Source organism: Sorangium sp. So ce296 (assembly GCF_051529605.1).
Classification (GTDB): domain Bacteria; phylum Myxococcota_A; class Polyangia; order Polyangiales; family Polyangiaceae; genus Sorangium; species Sorangium cellulosum_D.
This window is the reverse complement of the sequence record NZ_CP150325.1, coordinates 5,867,954-5,886,367: the sequence shown is the minus strand read 5'-3', so window position 1 is coordinate 5,886,367 and position 18,414 is coordinate 5,867,954. Positions and strand designations below refer to the sequence as shown.

The window sequence follows — 18,414 nt, the reverse complement described above, 5'->3', positions numbered from 1 at the left end:
CCCCGGAGTAGCCCATGCCTCGAAGCGATAGCGTCAGCCGCCGTGTCCTCCTCGCCGCGCGTCCGCGCGGCCTGCCGGCGCCGCAGGATTTCCGGCTCGAGGAGGTCGCCGTACCGACGCCGGGCGAAGGACAGGTGCTGTTGCGCACCCTGTACCTCTCGCTCGATCCGTACATGCGTCAGGTGATGGACGAAACCCGACCTGTCTATGCCCCGTCGGTGCGGCTGGGCGACCCCATGGTGGGCGGCACGGTCAACCGCGTCATCGCCTCCAAGCATCCGCAGTTCCGCGACGGCGACCTGGTGCTCGGCAACGCCGGCTGGCAGGACTACGCGCTCTCGGACGGTCAGGATCTGATGCAGCTCGGCGAGTTGGCGCAGCCGTCGCTGGCGCTGGGCGTGCTCGGCATGCCCGGGTTCACCGCCTACGTCGGCCTGCTCGACATCGGCCGGCCCGCGCCGGGCGAGACCGTGGTCGTGGCCGCGGCCACCGGCGCGGTCGGCGCGGTGGTCGGGCAGATCGCCAAGCTGAAGGGCGCGCGCGTGGTCGGCATCGCCGGCGGCGCCGACAAGCGCCGCTACGCCGTCGAGGAGCTCGGCTTCGATGTGTGCCTCGACCGCCGCGATCCGCAGCTCGCCGAGCGCCTCGCTGTGGCCTGCCCGGACGGCATCGACGTCTATTTCGAGAACGTCGGTGGCGCGGTGTTCGACGCGGTGCTGCCGCGGCTCAACGTCGGCGCGCGCGTGCCGGTGGTCGGGCTGATCGCGCATTACAACGAGGAGACGCCGCCGCCCGGCCCGAACCGGCTGCCGCTGCTGATGACGGCCGTGCTGCAGAAGCGCATCCGCATGCAGGGCCTGGTCATCCTCGATCACTATGCCGACCGCTTCGAGGCCTTCCGCCGCGACATGGGCGAGTGGGTCGCCGATGGCCGGGTGAAGCTGCGCGAGGACCTCGTCGACGGGCTGGAGAACGCGCCGGAGGCGTTCATCGGCCTGCTCGAGGGGCGCAACTTCGGCAAGCTCGTGGTGCGCGTCGCGGCCGGCTGACGCGCCGCCGCCGGCGAGCGCGGCGAGGTCGGCTCTCCGCGGCGACGCTGATTCGGTCCGCCAGCTCTGCCGTGCGCGGCGCCGTCCGCAGCTCGGGCGCGCTATGCTGGCGGCCTCGCGCGACCGACGTCGGCGCGCCGGGGAAGCCGGAGAGGGACGAGAGAGGGAGCGATGGAGAAGCTGGTCCTCGAGCCGTACGCTGCGCAGGCCGCCCGCTGGCCCGCCGCGGGGCGCCACATCCTCGCGCAGTTCGACGCCGAGACCATCGTGGTCTACCAGGCGTACCGGCCCTCGATCGCCCGCCACGCGGCGCTGCACCAGCGCCTCGGGGGCCCCGAGTTCAGCTTCGGCCGCATGAGCTGGATCAAGCCGAACTTCCTCTGGATGATGTACCGCTCGGGCTGGGGCACGAAGCCCGACCAGGAGGCGGTGCTCGCCATCCGCCTGCGGCGCGCGGGGTTCGACGCGATCCTGGCCGCCGCGGTGCCGTCGAGCTTCGTCCCCGAGCTGTACCCGGACCAGGAGGCGTGGAATCGAGATCTGAAGCGCTCGGACGTGCGCCTCCAGTGGGACCCGGACCACCATCCCTCGGGCGCGCCGGTCGCGCGGAGGGCGATCCAGCTCGGCCTGCGCGGCGCGACGCTGCGGCGGTTCGCCGAGGAGTGGACGGTGGGCGTGGAGGACATCTCGGCGCTCGTGGCGGAGCAGCGAGATGCGCTGAAGGGCCAGGGCGCCTCGAGGCTCGTGATCCCGCGGGAAGAGGTGTACTGGCCGGCGGAGGCGGAGGGGGCGAGGCGGGTCGGGCTCGAGCGGTGGGCGGGCGGAGAGGAGCGAGGTCGATGAACGGCGGGAGGGCCGTCCGCGCGGCGGCAGGCCTCGGCGACGCATGAGCGACCGTCCGACCATCGTCGAAGTACCGGCGCGCTTTCGCGTGGTCACCGGTCCGTGGGACGCGGAGGCCGACGAGCGCACCATCGTCCTCGGCCCGAGCCACGCCTTCGGCGACGGCCGGCACGAGAGCACGCGGATGTGCCTTCAGGCGCTCGCGGCGTTCGCGCCGCGAGGCGGCTTCCGCCTCCTCGACGTCGGGAGCGGGACCGGCATCCTCTCGATCGCCGCCGCGAAGCTCGGCGGCGAGGCGATCGGGGTCGACATCGACGCCGCCGCGATCGCCATCTCGGCGGAGAACGCCCGGCGGAGCGCCGTGGAGGCGCGCGTGCGCTTCGCGACGACGTGGCCGGATGGGAGCTTCGACATCGTCGTGGCCAACATCCTTCGCGACGTGCTCACCGAGCTCGCCCCCCTCATCGCGGCCCGCCTGGCGCCGCTCGGCACGCTGATCCTCTCGGGCCTCGTGTCCACCGACGTCCCGGAGATCGTCGCGCGGTATGCGCCGCTCCTCGCCGGACGAAGGCCGGAGATCTTCGAGCGCGGCGCGTGGCGTACGCTCGTGTGGCGCCTCGCCGCCCGACGAGGGCCCTAGCGTCTTCCCCTCTCGCCTCGGCGCCCTGGCGGCCTTTCTGCTGTTCCGGGGCGACCTCCGCAGCCGCGCTAACGGTCGACGGCGTCCATGACGGCCTGCCACTCCGGCGAGAACGAGCCGTCGGTGCGCTTGATCTCCGACCCTGTGTCCCACAGCACGGGGACGATGCCGCGAGACTGCGCCGCCTCCACCACCGACTGCATCCACAGCCTCCGCGACGCCGGCTCGCGGGGGTAGTTCTCGCCCAGCGTGACGGCGAACTCGCCGAGGATGATCGGGATGCTCCGCTCAGCGCTGAACGCGCCGAGCTTGTCGAACAGGCCCTTCAGCTCCGCCTTTTCGGCGTCCGTGCCCCACGTCGTCTTGGGCGAGCCCCACGACTCCACCGTGTCGAGGCCGCAGAAGGTGTAGGGCGTGTAATAGTGGATCGAGAGGAAGAGGCTACCCGTGCCGGCGGGATCGGTCGGCACCTTGAAATCGCTCACGCAGGTCCTGTCGATGTCCGTCACGAAGCCGGCGATGAGCAGGGCGCGGCTCGCGTTGTAGCCGCCCTGCTGGCGCACGGTGGTGACGAAGAGCTGGTTCATCTCGTTCAGGGCGGCGTAGTCCGGCGTCCCCCCGTCGCGAACGCCGTTGACCCAGTAGTTCCCCTCCTCGTTCATTCCCTCGAGGATCAGCTTGTGACCGACGTCGCTGAAGGCCGTGGCGATCTGGGTCCAGTAGGACGCGAACTTGGTCTTGACGTCGTCGGTGAGCTTGTACTTGTTGGCGTTCTCCTCGTTGAAGATCCAGCCCCCGTCCCAGTGGATGTTCACGATCGAATACATGCCGGCCGCCTCGATCCAGCCCACCACCTCCTTGACCCGGGCCATCTTGGCGGCGTCGATCGTGCCGTTGACGGCGTAGGTGTCCCAGGCCACGGGCACGCGCACCGTCTTGATTCCATGGCTGGCCATGCCGTTGATGAACGCTTGCGTGATCAGCGGCTGGCCCCAGCCCGTCTCCCACGCGGTGGTGTTCTCCAGCGTGTTGCCGATGTTGGTCCCGATGCCCATGTCGGGGACCATGGCTGCGGCGTCCACCGGCGTCGCCGATCCGCCGCTCCCGCCGGAGCCCCCGGTCCCCCCCGCGCCGGCACCGCCCGTCCCCGCGTCACCCGCGCCGGCGCCGCCCGTGCCGGCGCCGCCCGTGCCGGCGCCGCCCGTGCCGACACCGCTCGTGCCGACACCGCTCGTGCCGACACCGCTCGTGTCCGTGCCTCCGCCGCTGCCGCCGGCGTTCCCGCTCGTGCTGCTCTCCGAGGAGCACCCCAGTGCGACGAGCATCAACAAGGGGGCAGTGAGATTGAGCCAGGACGTGGCCGCAGAGCGGCAGAGTTGCAAGCAGTTCATGAACGACATGGATACCGAAGTCCGCCGCGAAGTACAAGCTCGCCCCTGGCAGCGCGGAGGTGCCGGGAGCTGGCGCTCCAGCCCCCCTCCACGCGAGATCACTCCCAGTTCTTGCGCTGGGGATTCACCCAGGGCGAGGTGCACATGACGCAATATCGCCGTAGAATAATGCTTCCCGCCGGTGTCGTTGTAGATCCAGCAACGGAGCCAGGCCACGATCGCAGGTCGCTGGACGCATGGAGTGCGCCCGGATATCGTCCCAGCCGAGCCCAACTGCTGCTCCTCCCCCTGCGTGCGCCTCGTCTGGAGCCATGGCGCGACCGTCGAGGTGAACGCGCATGAGGGCGCAGGGCCCGGTGCGCGTGAGGGCCTTTCAGGGCAAGGCGAGAGGAGCTCCGCAGCGCGGAATGTGAACGTTCACATGGCCGACGTCAATCACAAACTGGCGCGCGGCGGTCGCCCGCGGGCGCGAAGTCCGCGCCTGGCGAACGGATCTAGTGGCGCGGCATGACGCGCCCTCGAGCCTCCTGCTCGCGTCACCGACGCCAGCCACACCGACGCGATGCGGCGCAGGTCTGCCGTACCGGCGCGGCCGCAGGGGCGGGCGGCGAAGCTCGAGGTGAGCGGTTGGCAGGCGCAGAGGCAGGCGCAGAGGCCGGGCGCCTCGATGCGCGCGTCGACGCCGCGTGGCCCAGCGCTATACTCCCGCGCATTTCAAAGGAGATTGCTCGCCATGGAGTACCGGTCGCTAGGAACCAGCGGGCTCAAGGTCCCCGTGCTCTGCCTCGGCGCCATGACCTTCGGGGAGGCGGACGAGAAGTCGTTCATGCACAAGGTCGGCTGTGATGAAAAGACGTCGTTTGCGATCATGAGCCGAGCGCTCGAGCGGGGCGTGAGCTTCATCGACACCGCCGACGTCTACGGCCAAGACGGGCTGTCCGAGCGCATCGTGGGCGCGTGGATGGCGGAGGCCAAGAGCCGCGATCGCGTGGTGCTCGCCACCAAGTTCCGCTTCCGCATGGGCGAAGGGCCGAACTCCTCCGGCGCCTCCCGCTACCGCATCGTCCGTACGGTCGAAGACAGCCTGCGGCGCCTCAAGACCGATCGCATCGATCTCTACCAGATCCACATGCAAGACATCGAGACGCCGGAGGAGGAGACCCTCCGCGCGCTCGACGATCTCGTGAGGGCGGGCAAGGTCCTCTACCTCGGCGCGAGCAACTACGCGGCGTACCGCCTCACCGACAGCCAGTGGATCGCGAAGACCGAGCACCTCCATCGGTTCGTCGCGCTGCAGATGCAATACAGCCTGCTCGTGCGCGACCTCGAGCGCGAGCATATCCCGGTGTGCAAGCGGTTCGGCATCGGCGTCCTCCCGTGGTCGCCGCTCGCCTCCGGCTTCCTGTCCGGGAAATACGTGAAGGACCAGCCGCCGCCGGAGGGCGTGCGCCTCGACAAATGGAAGCAGCGCTTCGCCGATTACGACAACGACCGCGGCTGGCGGACGCTCGACGCGGTGAACGCGATCGCGAAGGAGAAGCAGACCACGCCGGCGGCCATCGCCCTCGCCTGGCTGCTCGCCAAGCCGACGGTCACGTCCGTCATCTTCGGCGCGCGCTCGCTCGAGCAGCTCGACGACAACCTCAAGGCCGCCGACGTGAAGCTCTCGGCCGAAGAGGTGCAGAGGCTGGACGACGCGAGCGCGTTCGAGATCGGATATCCCTACAACTTCATCGGGAACATCCAGAAGCGCTGGTGAGCGCGGCGAGCGCCTCCCCCGTCGCCTGCAGGTCGGTCGCCGCGGGGCGCGCCGCAGGTTGACGTCTCGCGTCGCCTGGATGTAATGGCACGCGATGCATCGCGCCCTCGCCACCGCTGCACTGCCGCTCCTCTTGCTCGCGTGCGCCACCGCCTCACCGCCGCCCTCCGCGCCGGCAGCGCCCGCGCCGGCGGCGCCCGCGCCCACGGCGGCGCCCGCGGCAGCGCCCGACGCGCGCGCGCAGCAGGCGCTCGGGGAGCAGCTCGTCGCCGCGTTCAACGATACCTGGAACCGACACGACATGGATGCGTTCGCCGCCCTGCACGCCGAGGACGCGGACTTCGTGAACATCTTCGGGATGTGGTGGCACGGGCGCGCGACCATCCGGGAAAACCACGCTGGCATTCACAAGACCGTCTTCCGGCAGAGCCGCCTCGAGAGCGTGCGCGTCGAGACGCGCTTCGTCGCGCCGGACGTCGCGGTGGTCCGGTGGGCATGGGTGCTGACAGGCGTCCTCACGCCCGACGGCAAACCCGCGCCCGACATGCAGGGCATCCTGGTCCACGTGGCGCGGCTCGAGGGGGACCGGCTCCAGTTCGTGACGACGCAGAACACGCAGGCGACCGCCGACGCTTTCCGCGCGGTGCGCGGCGCGGAGCCGCAGGGCAGACCAGCCCAGTAGGGCCGCCTCCGCCGGCGCTCGACGAGCCGAGCCGTCAGCTCGCCAGCGCCGCCTCGCCCCGCCGCGGCCCCTCCCCCGCCCCCGAGAGCGCCGCGCGGAAGCTCTGGATCGTCGCGTAGAGCCCCTGCCGGAGCGCCACCCGCGGCTCGAACCCCAGCGCCCGCCGGGCCAGATCGATCGCCGGCCGACGCTTTCGCGGATCGTCCTCCGGCAGCGGGCGGAACACGATCCGGCTCGCGCTGCCCGTGAGCCGCACGATCTCCTGCGCCAGCTCGAGCACCGTCACCTCCACCGGATTCCCCAGGTTGACAGGCCCCACCTCCACCGGGTGCTCCATGAGCCGCACACACCCCTCCACGAGATCGTCGACATAACAGAAGCTCCGCGTCTGCGCCCCGCTCCCGTAAATCGTCAGCTCCTCCCCGCGCAGCGCCTGGACGATGAAGTTGCTCACCGCGCGCCCGTCGTCGATCGCCATCCTCGGACCATACGTGTTGAAGATCCGCGCGATCCGGCCCGACGCCCGGCCCTGACGGTGGAAGTCCATCACCAGCGACTCCGCGCAGCGCTTGCCCTCGTCGTAACAGGCGCGCACCCCGATCGGGTTGACCCGGCCGAGGTAGCTCTCCGGCTGCGGGTGCACGTCCGGGTCGCCGTACACCTCGCTCGTCGACGCCTGGAGCAGCCGCGCGCCGTGCCGCTCGGCGCACTCGAGCGCGTGCAGCGTGCCCATCACGTTCGTGATCGTGGTGCGCACCGGATCGCCTTGATAACGCGCAGGGCTCGCAGGCGACGCCAGGTTGTAGACCCGGTCGATCTCGTAGTCGAAGGGCAGCGTCACGTCGCGCTCGACCAGCCAGAAGCGGCTGCTCCGCATCAGGTGGGCCACGTTGGTCGGCGAGCCCGTCGAGAAGTCGTCGAGCGCGATGACCTCATGGCCATCCGCGAGGAGCCGCTCGCACAGGTGCGAGCCCACGAAGCCGGCGCCCCCCGTCACCAGGATGCGCATGCTCCTCCCCACCGCTCTCCCGTTCGCGTCCACCATCGGAACACCTCCGTTGTCGCAAGCCCGCCCCTCGCGGGGCGCCGAGACCACGCCCGCCCGCGCCGCGCCTCACGCGAGCGGGCTCCGGTGATGCGCCGGGTCGCAGCGGCGGACCCCGGACGCCGCGCCGCTCCGCTCGAGCTCGTCCTCCTCGTCGCCGGCGAGCCAGGGCGACGGCCGCAGGAGCAGCTCGTCGACGACGTCGAGGAGCGTGTCGACCCGGTGCGCGCACGTGTGGCGCGAGAGCACCGTCCGGCGCCCGTGCTCGGCCACGCCGCGCGCGAAGCCGGGGTCCGCGAGGAGCGCGCGCAGGTGCTCCGTCATCTCCGCGCCGGTGCGCGCGACCAGGTAGTCGCGGCCGGGCGAGAAGAGGCGCTCGGCGTCGGTCCACGGCGCGCTCACGAGCGGGATCCCGCACGCGAGCGCCTCGAACGGCCGGATCGTGGGGATGCCGGGGAGCAGCGCGGCGTACGGCCGCCGCGGGACGTGCACCGTGACGCGGGCGCGCGCGTAGGCGTCGGGGACGAGGTGGTTGGGCAGCCAGCCGGCGTACTCGATGCCGGCGTCCGCGAGCGCCGCGAGCGCGTGGTCGGGGTAGCGCACCCCGTGCACGCGCGCGCGCAGCCCGAGCGCCCTCACCGGCTCGATCAGGAACTCGCGGAGCTCCGCCGTCCGCTCGCCGTCGCCGAAGTTGCCGATCCACACGAGGTCGCGCTCCTTCTCGACCCCCGGCAGCGGCCGGAACACGCGCGCGTCGGCGGCCTCGTGCCACACCACGGCGCGCCGCGCGACGCCGCGGTGCAGGTAGAGATCGCAAAGGCTCTTTCCGAAGCCGAGCACGCAGTCGTACCCCGAGAGATCGCGGCGCACGATCGCGGCCGGATCGGTGAGCAGGCGGTGGTGCGTGTCGTGGAAGAGCAGGCGGTAGCGATCGGTGCGCGCGCGGTGCTCGCCGAGGCGCCGCACGAGCTCGGGGTCGTTCCGCTCGTGGACGAGCACGACGTCGACGCCCGCGAGCGCGGCGTCGAGGTCCAGCGCCGCGGGCGCGTAGCGGCGCGGGCAGAGGCGCGGGTACACGGCGGCCGACGCCCACGGCGCGGCCGGGCCGCTCTCGGCCTCGAAGCGCTCGGCGCCCGCGGCGTCCTCCGGCTCGAAGGCGAGGACGTCGTGGCCGCGGGCGTCGAGCTCCGCCGCGATCCCGCGGAGGAAGTGCGCGTGCCCGTGGTCCCGGTCGGAGAGCAAGGAGTGACAGAAGAGGGCTATTCGCATGGTGTCCCGCAAGGCGTGGGCGTCGAGGGAGGGCAGGCCCGCGAGGCGGCCTCCGGCCGGGCCGCGCGCGCGACGGCGTAGACCTCGAGGTAGCGGCGGGCCATGGCGTGCGGGCTGAAGCGCACCGCGCGCCGGCGGGCGAGCGCGCCGAGCGCCTCGCGGCGCGCGGCGTCTTGGATGAGCTGGTCGAGGGCGCCGCGGAGCGCGCCCGGGTCGTCCGCGGGGACGTAGACCGCGGCGTCGCGCCAGAGCTCGCGCAGGCTGGGCAGGTCGCCGAGCACGAGCGCGCAGCCGGAGAGGCCGGCCTCGAGGACCGACATGCCGAACGGCGCGTACCGCGCCGGGAAGGCGTAGATCGCGGCGCGGCCCATCCACCACGCGAGCTCGCCCTCGTTCATCCACCCGAGCGAGCAGAGGCTCTCCCCGGCGCGGCGGCCGACGCCGCCCGGGGCGACGTCGCTCCCGGCCACGAGCACGGGCCACGGGAGGCGCGGCGCGACCTTCTCGAGCGCCGCGAGGTTCTTTGCCTCGTCCCAGAGCCGGCCGGCCGCGAAGACGAACCGCTCCTTCGGGGCCGGCGCGAACCGCCGGCGGTCGCGCGCGTGCGGGACGACGTGGCCGCGCCCCAGGCCGAGCGCGCCGTACTCGCCCGCGAGGGCGCTCAGCATGGCCGCGGTCGGCGCGACCACCGCCTCGGCGGCGCGGAGCCCCTCCGCGACGCGCGCCCGGTAGACGTCGTGCCGGACCGGGGCCGGCCGTCGGTGGACGGCGCGCCACCACGACAGCACGCAGGCGTGCGCCACGACGACGCGCGGCGCCCGGAACGGCAGGGCGGCGTGGCAGTAGCCGTTCAGGTGGACGACGTCGGGGCGCGTCCGCTCCTCCAGGTCGAGCAGCCAGTCGCCCGCGGCCGCGACGTCGTCCCAGGGGTCGTCCATCCACTCGAGCCGGTAGGCGCTCTCGACGAGCTCGAGCCCCGGGATCGCGGCCGCGGCCGCGCGCGCCGCGGGCGCCAGCGGCCCGCCCATGACCGCGAGCGCCGTGGCCACGCCGGCGCGCGCGAGCCCGGCGGCGAGCTCGAGCGCGTAGGTCCACACGCCGCCCTGCGTGTCGGCCGTCATGAGCACCCGGCCGGGCCGCGGCGCCGCCGCGCCGGAGAGGTCGCCGTCACCACGCGCCATGCTCGAGCTCCGAGAGCGGCAGCGGCGGGCCGTCCTGCAGGTCGCTGAGCGCCCGGTGCTCGGCGATGTAATGGGCGTGCGCTCGCTCCCAGGCGCCGTCGTCGGGCGCGCCCCACCGCCGGGCGTACGCCGGAGAGCCGGGGTACGGGAACATCGGGACCGGCTCGTTCGCCCACACGCCGAGCCCGAGCAGGCGCTGCCGCCACGACGCCGCCTCGGCCGGGTCGTCGGCGTCCGCGTGGCTCAGGCTCGCCTGGACGAACGGCACGCTCCGCCGGGCGTGGACGAGTAGCCCGGTGAGCTCCTCGACCGACGCGCCGCGCCGCCTTCCGGGCGCGTCGCTCCCGTCCGCCGAGGCGCGCTCGATGCCGGCCTCGATCGAGACGCAGCCCGCGCGGCCGAGGAGGTCGAGCATCTCGCGCGACCAGGCGTCGATCCGGAGCTGGACGCCGAACACGACGTCGCGCGCGCAGAGCGCCTCAAGGAGCGCCCGGTCGGGCAGGAAGAGCTCGTCGATGAAGTAGACGTGGCGGACGCCCTGGGCGAGGAGCGCGTCGAGCTCGTCGAGCACGGTCGCGAGCGGTCGCCGCCGGGGCTTGTCGCGGAGGCGCGCCGCCGCGCAGGAGGCGCAGGGGTGGGGGCAGCCGCGCGAGGTCTCCATCTCGGCGCTCGGCCCGTCGGGCACGGCGTCGAAGCGGTGGTGGTGGTGGGCGTGGCGCGCGATCGTCGCGGCGTCCCATCGCAGGGGCGGCAGCGCCCTCATGCAGGCGGCGTAGGGGCCGCCCTGCACGTGATCGACGCCGTTCCTGCGGTAGGCGATCGACGGGATCTGCCAGAAGCGCGACTCGGTCGCGCCCGCGAGCAGGACGAGGATCTCCTCGCACTCGCCGAGGACCACGACGTCCACGCCGAGCTTGCGGAGCGCCGCGCGCGGCGTGGCGGAGCCGTGGGGCCCCACCGCGACGAGCAGGCCGCCGTGGCCCCGCAGCGCGGCGGCGGCCGCCATGGGCACGCGCAGCTCGGGCGGCGGGCAGCGCCAGAGGAGGTAGCTCGGCGCCGTGGTGATCACCGTCATGTCCGGGCGGAGCGCGGCGACCTCGGCGCGCACGACGCCGAGGTCGATCCCGCGCGCCTGCGCGTCGATGAGGGCGGCCTCGTGGCCGGCGCGCTCGAGCAGCGCCTTCGCGTACCCGAGCTCGAGCGGCAGGTGCGCCTCGCGGCAGCCGGCGTAGACGCTGCCCTCGAAGCGCCAGGGCGGGTTGACCAGCGCGACCTTCACGAGGCGACCCCCAGCCGCCGGTCCGCGCGGCTCAGCCGGACGGACGCGGGCACGTCCCCGTAGACGGCCCCGAGGCGCTCCTCGACCCCGAGGCGCCATTGATAGAGGGCGCGCAGCCCGTCGCGGAGCGCGACGCGCGGCGTCCAGCCGGTGAGCGCCTGGAACGCGCGGCAGTCGGAGACGTAGTAGCGCTGATCGCCCGGCCTCCACGCGGCGAGCGAGACGACCGGGCGGCGGCCGTCGAGCTCGGCGATGAGATCGAGCAGCTCGACCGGGCTCACCGCCCTCTCCGGGCCGCCCCCGATGTTGAAGGCGCACCCCGAGGCGGGCTCGAGCTCGCGCCGCGCGAGCAGGAGGGCGTCGACGAGGTCCTCGATGAACAGCGCGTCGCGGACCTGCAGCCCGTCGCCGTAGAGGGTGATCGGGTCGCGGCGGATGGCGCGCGCGACGAAGTGGGCGATCCACCCCTGGTCCTCGTTGCCGAACTGCCGGGGGCCGTAGATGCAGCTCATCCGGAGCACCGCGGCGCGGAGGCCGAAGGTGCGGGCGTAGTCGAGGACATACTGGTCGGCGGCGCCCTTGGAGCAGCCGTGGGGGCTCCGCAGATCGAGCGGCTGCGCCTCGGAGATGCCGTGGTCGCGCGCGCGCTCGCAGAGGGGCTGGTACCGGTCCTCGCGCCGCTCGAGCGGGAGGTGGGCCAGCGCGCCGTAGATCTTGTGGGTCGAGGCGAAGAGGAGCGGCGGCGGGCGATCGAGCCTCCGGAGCGCCTCGAGCACGTTGAGCGTGCCGCGCGCGTTCACCTCGAAATCGAGCGCCGGGTCCGCGACGCTGCGCGTGACGGCGACCTGCGCGGCGAGGTGGAAGACGAACGAGGCGCGCCGCACGGCGTCGCTCACGGCCTGCTCGTCGCGGACGTCGCACAGGAGGACCTCCACGCCGTCGGCGTGGCGCTCCCGGAGGAGATCGACGTTCCGCTCGACGAAGGCGCGCGAGAGGTTGTCGAGGACGAGGACCGGCTCCCCCTCGCGGAGGAGCCGATCGGCGAGGCTCGAGCCGATGAAGCCGGCCCCTCCGGTGATGAGGACGGGCGGCTTCACAGCGAGAGCCCCCTCGCCTCGAGCTCGGCGCGCGCCTGGGCGGCGCCGTCGCGCGCGATCTGCCCTTCGATCCAGCCGGCGAGCTCGAGGAGCCCGCGCTCGAACGGGACGGACGGCGCGAACCCGAGGACGCGCCGCGCCTCGCGGGTGTCGGCGAAGCAGTGCCGGACGTCGCCCACGCGGCACCGGCCGGTGATCTCGGGCTCGATCTCGCGCTTGCCGAGCGCCTTGCAGAGCGCCTCGGCGACGTCGAGGATGGAGCGCGGGCGGCCGGTGCCGATGTTGAGCGCCTTGCCGGCGGCGGCGTCCTCGGCGAGCGCCTTCGCGCAGGCCTCGGCGACGTCGCGCGCGCTCACGAAGTCGCGCTGCTGGAGCCCGTCCTCGAAGACGAGCGGAGGGCGGTTGTTGAGCAGGCGCGAGGCGAAGATGGCGATCACGCCGGTGTAGGGGTTGGAGAGCGCCTGTCGCGGGCCGTACACGTTGGCGAGGCGGAGCGCGACGACGGGGATGCCGTAGGCGCGACCGGCGATGAAGCAGAGCCGCTCTTGATCGTACTTGGAGAGGGCGTAGACGGACTCGAGGGCGGGTATTTTGTCCTCGGGCGTCGGCACGGGGACGAGGGGCTCGCCGTCCGCGGCGCAGATCTCGAAGGCGCCGCGCTTCAGCTGCTCGACGGGCCGGCTGCGCGGGGCGACGAGCTCGCCGCTGGCCCGGCGGTAGAGGCCTTCTCCGTAGACGCTCATGCTGGAGGCGACGACGAGCCTCCGCACCGGCTGCTCGGCGAGGGCCTCGGCGAGCACGGCGGTGCCGACGGTGTTGACGGACGTGTACCGCTCGACGCGGTACATGCTCTGTCCGACGCCCACGGCGGCGGCGAGGTGGACGACCGCGTCGACGCCGTGGAGGGCGCGCCTCACGGCGTCGCGGTCGCGGACGTCGCCGACCATGAGCTCGACGGCCGGGTCGAGGTGCGCGGGGCGGCGCCGGTCGGGGCCGTGGACCTGGGGTACGAGGCAGTCGAGGGCGCGGACGCGGTGGCCTGCGCGGAGCAGCTCGTCGGCGAGGTGGGAGCCGATGAATCCGGCGCCACCCGTGATCAGGACATGGTCAGGCATATCATGCTCCGTTCCGGTCTGGACGAGCAGCGGGCGGCGAGAGAGAGAGCACCTCGCGAGCGGGCGGCGCAGGACGGCGCGGCGGACAGAGCGTCCGCGCGCCGCGATCTCCCCCCGGCTCCGCGCCTCGCTGCGCTGGAGTCTCCGAGGGGACACCGATTAACATGCGGTCTCTGGGGTCGCAAACCGATCGGAGGTGCTTTGTCTCGAGAGGGAACTCGGGGCGGCGCGGGCCTTAGCGGGGGTCCGGAGGCGCCGGAGGGTACGCCGTCCCCCGTCTCTCGCCTCTCACTCGCCCTCCGTCTTCCGCCTTCCGTCTCCCCTCTTCCCTCTTCCGTCTTCCCTCTTCCGTCTTCCCTCTTCCGTCTTCCCTCTTCCGTGCACGTGCGCGTGCGCGTGCGCGTGCGCGTGCAGTGGTCAATTTGGAACATGAAGGCGGGAAGGCGGGAAGAAAACCTTAATAATCTTCCCGCCTTCATGTGGACTCTCTCTGGGCAAAGTTGACCACTACCCGTGCGCGATTCCCCCGGAATCAGCGCGCACGCGCACGCGCACGCGCACGAAGGACGAGCACGGAAGAGGGAAGACGGGGGACGGGGGACGGGGGACGGGAGACGGGAGATGTGGGACGAGAGGCGGACGACGTCTGCATGGAGCCCGAGCGAAAACCTCTCGAGAACACCGATCACCTGTTCGAGCGAGAAATAAACCGCCAAGGCACCAAGGACGCCAAGACATTGCCTTCTTCTTGGCGTCCTTGGCCCCTTGGCGGTTCGAAACTCTGCTCGCTTCAGGCGGGTCCAACCCGCTCCTCACCCCACCGCCGTCACGCAACCGGCGATGAGCTCGGGTGAAGCGGAGCTGAAGCGCCCAGCGCGGGGCGTTCAGCCCGGACGGCCAGGGTCCGGCATTCCGAACATCGACGGGGACTGCGCTGGAGGAGAGCGGGCTTCGGGGTGTCCGGGGAGGGGCGGACGGGCGTCGCCGAGGCTTAGCTTGCGGTCGGCTGGCCGGTCAGGCGCAGGTAGATGTACGTGTAACCGAGGGCTGCGATCGGCCCGGCCACGAGCGTGCCGACGCAGCAGGCGAGCATGCCCGCCACCACGAGCGCGAAGACGAGCAGGCCATAGACGAAGATGCCGCCCTTGTGTCCGGTCGTGATTCGCCAGCTTTCCTTCATCGCGTCGACGGCGCCCAGGTTCTTATCGACGATGCACATGTTCGTCATGCTCAAGCCGAGCGCGAGGATGACGCCGGGGACGACCAGGAGGACCATGCCGACGCCGATGGCCAGAGAGGTCAAGATCTGGGCGCCCAGGATGGACATGAACCACCGCCCGCCGCCGAGGATGTCGTTGAACGCGTACGGCTGGCCGCGCGCCACCTTCAGGAGGAGATTGGACAGACCTCCGGCGAAGTAGCTGCCCACCACGAAGCCGAAGAGCTGCATGAGGACCTGAATGGCCGATCCGGCGGCCGGCGCGTCGCTCGCGAGCGCCGCCTGGAGGCCGCCACCGATGAAGTTGGGGAAGCCCGCCGCGAGCCCGACGACGGCCACAGCGCCGATGATCACCGCGGGATCGCGCTTCACCCGCTCCCAGCCGAAGGACGCGGCATCTCCCGCTCCCCACGACGTCGGGCCGCCCATGCCAGGCGGCGCACCGTAAGGGCCGCCGCCCGGCGGCGGACCGTAGCCCCCACCGCCAGGAGGCGCACCAAACCCCCCGCCAGGCGGCTGACCCCAGCCGCCGCCACCAGGAGGCGGGCCCCAGCCGCCGCCGCCGGGCGGCGGGCCGTAGCCGCCGCCGCCGGGCGGCGGGCCGTAGCCGCCGCCAGGAGGCCCGCCGCCAGGAGGCCCGCCGCCAGGAGGCGGGCCATAGCCGCCCCCCGGGGGCTGACCGTAGCTACCGCCCGGCGGCTGACCGTAATTGCCGCCCGGGGGCTGGCCATAGCTACCGCCCGGCTGCCCCGGCGGCTGACCGTAACCACCCCCCGGCTGCCCCGGCGGCTGACCGTAACCGCCCCCCGGCTGCCCCGGCGGCTGGCCGTAACCACCCCCCGGCTGGCCCGGCGGCTGACCGTAGCCGCCCCCCGGCTGCCCCGGCGGCTGGCCGTAGCTGCCGCCAGGCTGGCCCGGCGGCTGGCCGTAACCACCCCCCGGCTGCCCCGGCGGTGGGCCGTAACCGCCGCCGCCCGGTGGCTGACCGTAACCACCACCGCCCTGACCGCCTCCTGATCCCCCGCCCCAGCCACCTTGGCTCATCTTGTCTCCACCGGGTGTGAATCCCAACGATGTCCGACCCAACCACCCCCACTATACGTGGAGGGCGCCGGCACGGAACAACTAACTTCTCCCTACGTAGCCAGCGCGCCGTAGCCCCCCGCACCGCCGCGCAGGATCGACCGTCGAAAGCCTGCCGGCACTGCGAGCAGCGCCGTCACGACGGATTGCGCAGGGCATCTCTCGATGGACGGCAATCGCCCCATCGAGGTCCATTGCGGGACACGCGCACGAAACGGAACAGCACGAGACGGAAGAGCACGAAACGGTGACGGATCACCTCGACAGCACGCCGCTCAGGCAAAGCCCGGCGACGCTGCTCGTGAACGAGGTCCCGTCGTCGCGCTTCACCTCGGCGGAGTTGCCCGTGAGCGGCGACAGAAACACCCCCTCGACGACCCCGGCCCCCTGCTTCGCCGTCACGAAGCGGCCAACGAGAGCCCCCGGCGACACCGCCTCGACCGGCGCCCCCGGCGCGATCGCCTGCTCCTCGGGCAGCTCCGCGCGCCGGAACCCCCCGAACCGCACAACCGTACCGCCATCCGCTTTTGGCACAATTTTACCGATGCACTGCCCAACCGGAGTGCTGACGGCCGCGTAGCGCACGGTGGCGTCGATCGGCCGCCGCCGCGACTCGCCCACGAGGACGGCGGCGACGGCGAGGACGAACGCGGCGATCGGGACCACCACCGCGGTCGCCACGACCGCAGCGGCGGCGCCGGACGTCGCGCGGTCGAACGAGGCGAGCTCGGCGCTCACGGCCTGCTGGAACGACCGCAAGATCACCACCTGCCGCGCGCGCACGCGCTCGAGGACCGCCGGCGCGATCAGGTTGTCGGCGGCGCAGAAGCCGCACCGCGCGATCGCACCGTCGCCGCCGCCGAGCGGCGCGCCGCACACGTGGCACGCCGCCGGCTCGCCCGGGGCCGCCGGCGGGCGCGCGGCGCACGCCTCCTCGATCCGCCGCTGCCGCCGGCGCACGAGCGCGAGCACGGCCGCGCCCGTCCCGACCGTGCCCAGCCACGCCGCCACCACCATGCCGCCGGTGACCAGGTTCCCCTCGGTATCGGGGCTGACCCAGACCCCCAGCAGGATGATCGCGGCGAGCGCCGTGATCGGCACCGACGCGAGCGAGAACACCACGAGGAGCCGCGCGTGCCGCCGCGACGCCGCGACCAGCATCCGCCGCAGCGCGTCCGAGAGCTGGCGCCGGCGAGCGTCGGTCTGGAAGACGACGTGCGCCGCGGCGCGCAGGCCCTGCGCCGCCTCCGCGGGCGGCGGACCGCGGTAGTGGCACGCCGCGCACTCCATGAGATCCGGGCTGGCGAGCGATACCGGCGCAGGACGCCCGCAACGCGGGCAGTGCACGGCGAGCATCGCTCGATTACGCCAGCCGCGTCTCGCCGCGTCAAGGCGCCCCGCCGCGCGCCAGGCACAGCGGCGCGGGAGCGCGCGGCCTCGACCACATCGTGGCCGCGGCCGCCCTCACCGCGCCCGCCGCGCCGCCTTGCGCACGCGCTTCCCCGCCGGCGCGAGCTCGCGGAGCGCCGCCGACAGCGACGAGAACGTGGCCAGGACGCCGAGGTCGACGCCGACGAGGCTCATCGCTATCTCGGGACGCACGCCGACCAGGTAGACCCGCGCCCCGAGCAGCACGGCCGCGCGGCTGGTCAACCCCAGCGTGTCGGCGACCTGCGCGTCCACGAACGGGACGCCCGTGAGGTCGAGCAGCACGCGAAACGCCCTGTGCCGGCTCACCCCCTCGGACACCTTCTCGAGCACCTGCCGGGCGCGGCCGGCGTCGATCATCCCGATCAGCGGCACGAGCAGCACGCCGGGCAGCAGCGGGATGAGCGGACAGCCGAGCTCGCGCACCGTCTCCGAGAGCGCGCGCTCGATCGCGTACGCCTTCTGCAGATCGGCGTGCTGCGCCGAGAGCGACTCCACGAGCGCGTCGCGCTCCAGCGCCGCGCCGAGCAGCGTCCCCCAGATCGCGACCGTGCCCTCGTCGCCGGCCATCGCGACGTGCGTCGGGCCGACGAGCACCAGGATCCCCCAGTCGCGCCGCGCGGAGCGGATCGGCAAGAGCAGCACCATGTACGTGCCGTCGGTGGCCGAGGGCGGCAGCATGTCCGCCGGCGGAAACGCCTCCACCGGGCAGCGGCTGCCGATCGGCGGGGTCGGGCTGCCGTCGCGGCTGTAGGCGCCGGCGACGACGAGGCCCGCGCGCGCCTCCGGGTCCTCCCAGACGCCCTGCGCCTCCACCACATCGTCGAAGCCGACGATCGCGAGATCTTCGGGGATGCGGACGCCCGCCGCCTTCAGCCCATCAGGACGGGGTTCCAGAACGACCCGTCGAGAAAGGGGGTGATGACGCCGACGGTGACCGGGCGGCCCGCGGCGGCGGGCGCCGCGCCCTGGACCGGCGGCGCGGTCGTGCGGCGCGCGGGCGGGTGGGTGCTGCGCGCCGGATGCAGGGAGCTGGCCCCTCGTCCCGAGCCCTGCCCCGGGTCGCCGGGGAGCTCGCCCCACTGCTCCGGCACCGCGACGCCGCTGTCCCGCCCGCCCTGACCCATCGTCGCGCTCCCCCCCGGGTCTGCTTGACCCCATCCCGCTGAGCCTCCGGCCCGGAGGCCAGCGCCATCCCTAGCCGATCTCGGGTGGGCGGTGTGGAACGCAGCGGTGCCCTCGTTTCGCCCGCCCGAAGTCCGGCCGGGATGGCCGGGCTCCCGCGCCGCTTCGCGGCGGCTCCGTTGTAGCCGCCGGTGGAAACGATGCTTTGC

General features: G+C 73.0%; 15 protein-coding genes and 1 pseudogene. 5 read left to right on the top strand and 11 right to left on the bottom strand.

Annotation, left to right across the window (positions count from 1 at the left end; all coding sequences use genetic code 11):
* Positions 1–14 precede the first annotated feature (14 nt).
* The 3 genes from WME98_RS21910 to WME98_RS21900 all read left to right on the top strand — a co-directional run bounded on the left by WME98_RS21910 (position 15) and on the right by WME98_RS21900 (position 2,532).
* Entirely contained in the window at positions 15–1,049 is a 1,035-nt protein-coding gene (locus tag WME98_RS21910) for an NADP-dependent oxidoreductase (RefSeq protein WP_437953048.1), read from the top strand.
* Between the two features lie 171 nt (positions 1,050–1,220).
* Complete coding sequence (locus tag WME98_RS21905; RefSeq protein ID WP_437953047.1) at positions 1,221–1,892, top strand: DUF4291 domain-containing protein; 672 nt, start codon at positions 1,221–1,223, stop codon at positions 1,890–1,892.
* A 43-nt stretch (positions 1,893–1,935) separates the two neighbouring features.
* Positions 1,936–2,532, top strand: a complete 597-nt coding sequence (locus WME98_RS21900) for a 50S ribosomal protein L11 methyltransferase (protein WP_437953046.1) — start codon at positions 1,936–1,938, stop codon at positions 2,530–2,532.
* Between the two features lie 68 nt (positions 2,533–2,600).
* On the opposite strand, the gene WME98_RS21895 is transcribed toward WME98_RS21900, so the two are convergent.
* Entirely contained in the window at positions 2,601–3,923 is a 1,323-nt protein-coding gene (locus tag WME98_RS21895) for a glycoside hydrolase family 5 protein (protein WP_437953045.1), read from the bottom strand.
* Positions 3,924–4,656: 733 nt separating this feature from the next.
* On the opposite strand from WME98_RS21895, the gene WME98_RS21890 reads away from it, so the two are divergent.
* Complete coding sequence (locus WME98_RS21890; protein ID WP_437953044.1) at positions 4,657–5,682, top strand: aldo/keto reductase; 1,026 nt, start codon at positions 4,657–4,659, stop codon at positions 5,680–5,682.
* Positions 5,683–5,776: 94 nt separating this feature from the next.
* Positions 5,777–6,364: a YybH family protein gene (locus tag WME98_RS21885; protein ID WP_437953043.1), complete on the top strand. Its 588-nt coding sequence runs from the start codon at positions 5,777–5,779 to the stop codon at positions 6,362–6,364.
* Between the two features lie 34 nt (positions 6,365–6,398).
* Here WME98_RS21885 and WME98_RS21880 read toward each other — a convergent pair whose 3' ends face one another.
* The 10 genes and pseudogenes from WME98_RS21880 to WME98_RS21835 all read right to left on the bottom strand — a co-directional run bounded on the left by WME98_RS21880 (position 6,399) and on the right by WME98_RS21835 (position 18,207).
* Positions 6,399–7,409 carry a UDP-glucuronic acid decarboxylase family protein gene (locus WME98_RS21880; RefSeq protein ID WP_063823936.1) on the bottom strand — a complete coding sequence of 337 codons (1,011 nt, stop codon included), beginning with the start codon at positions 7,407–7,409 and terminating at the stop codon, positions 6,399–6,401.
* 69 nt (positions 7,410–7,478) lie between these two features.
* Complete coding sequence (locus WME98_RS21875) at positions 7,479–8,678, bottom strand: CgeB family protein (RefSeq protein ID WP_437953042.1); 1,200 nt, start codon at positions 8,676–8,678, stop codon at positions 7,479–7,481.
* Positions 8,669–9,859, bottom strand: coding sequence for a glycosyltransferase family 4 protein (locus tag WME98_RS21870; RefSeq protein ID WP_437953041.1), 1,191 nt, complete (start codon positions 9,857–9,859; stop codon positions 8,669–8,671). The genes WME98_RS21875 and WME98_RS21870 overlap by 10 nt, the downstream gene beginning before the upstream one ends.
* Positions 9,846–11,138: a TIGR04295 family B12-binding domain-containing radical SAM protein gene (locus tag WME98_RS21865; RefSeq protein WP_437953040.1), complete on the bottom strand. Its 1,293-nt coding sequence runs from the start codon at positions 11,136–11,138 to the stop codon at positions 9,846–9,848. The genes WME98_RS21870 and WME98_RS21865 overlap by 14 nt, the downstream gene beginning before the upstream one ends.
* Positions 11,135–12,235, bottom strand: coding sequence for an SDR family NAD(P)-dependent oxidoreductase (locus WME98_RS21860; protein ID WP_437953039.1), 1,101 nt, complete (start codon positions 12,233–12,235; stop codon positions 11,135–11,137). Before WME98_RS21860 ends, WME98_RS21865 begins: the two co-directional genes overlap by 4 nt.
* Complete coding sequence (locus WME98_RS21855) at positions 12,232–13,350, bottom strand: NAD-dependent epimerase/dehydratase family protein (RefSeq protein WP_437953038.1); 1,119 nt, start codon at positions 13,348–13,350, stop codon at positions 12,232–12,234. Before WME98_RS21855 ends, WME98_RS21860 begins: the two co-directional genes overlap by 4 nt.
* A 991-nt stretch (positions 13,351–14,341) precedes the next feature.
* Complete coding sequence (locus tag WME98_RS21850) at positions 14,342–15,613, bottom strand: YciC family protein (RefSeq protein WP_437953037.1); 1,272 nt, start codon at positions 15,611–15,613, stop codon at positions 14,342–14,344.
* Between the two features lie 294 nt (positions 15,614–15,907).
* Positions 15,908–17,008 carry a hypothetical protein gene (locus WME98_RS21845; protein WP_437953036.1) on the bottom strand — a complete coding sequence of 367 codons (1,101 nt, stop codon included), beginning with the start codon at positions 17,006–17,008 and terminating at the stop codon, positions 15,908–15,910.
* Positions 17,009–17,116: 108 nt separating this feature from the next.
* Positions 17,117–17,881: pseudogene (locus WME98_RS21840) on the bottom strand (STAS domain-containing protein); the annotation flags it as partial.
* 71 nt (positions 17,882–17,952) lie between these two features.
* Entirely contained in the window at positions 17,953–18,207 is a 255-nt protein-coding gene (locus WME98_RS21835) for a hypothetical protein (RefSeq protein ID WP_437953035.1), read from the bottom strand.
* Between the last annotated feature and the right edge of the window lie 207 nt (positions 18,208–18,414).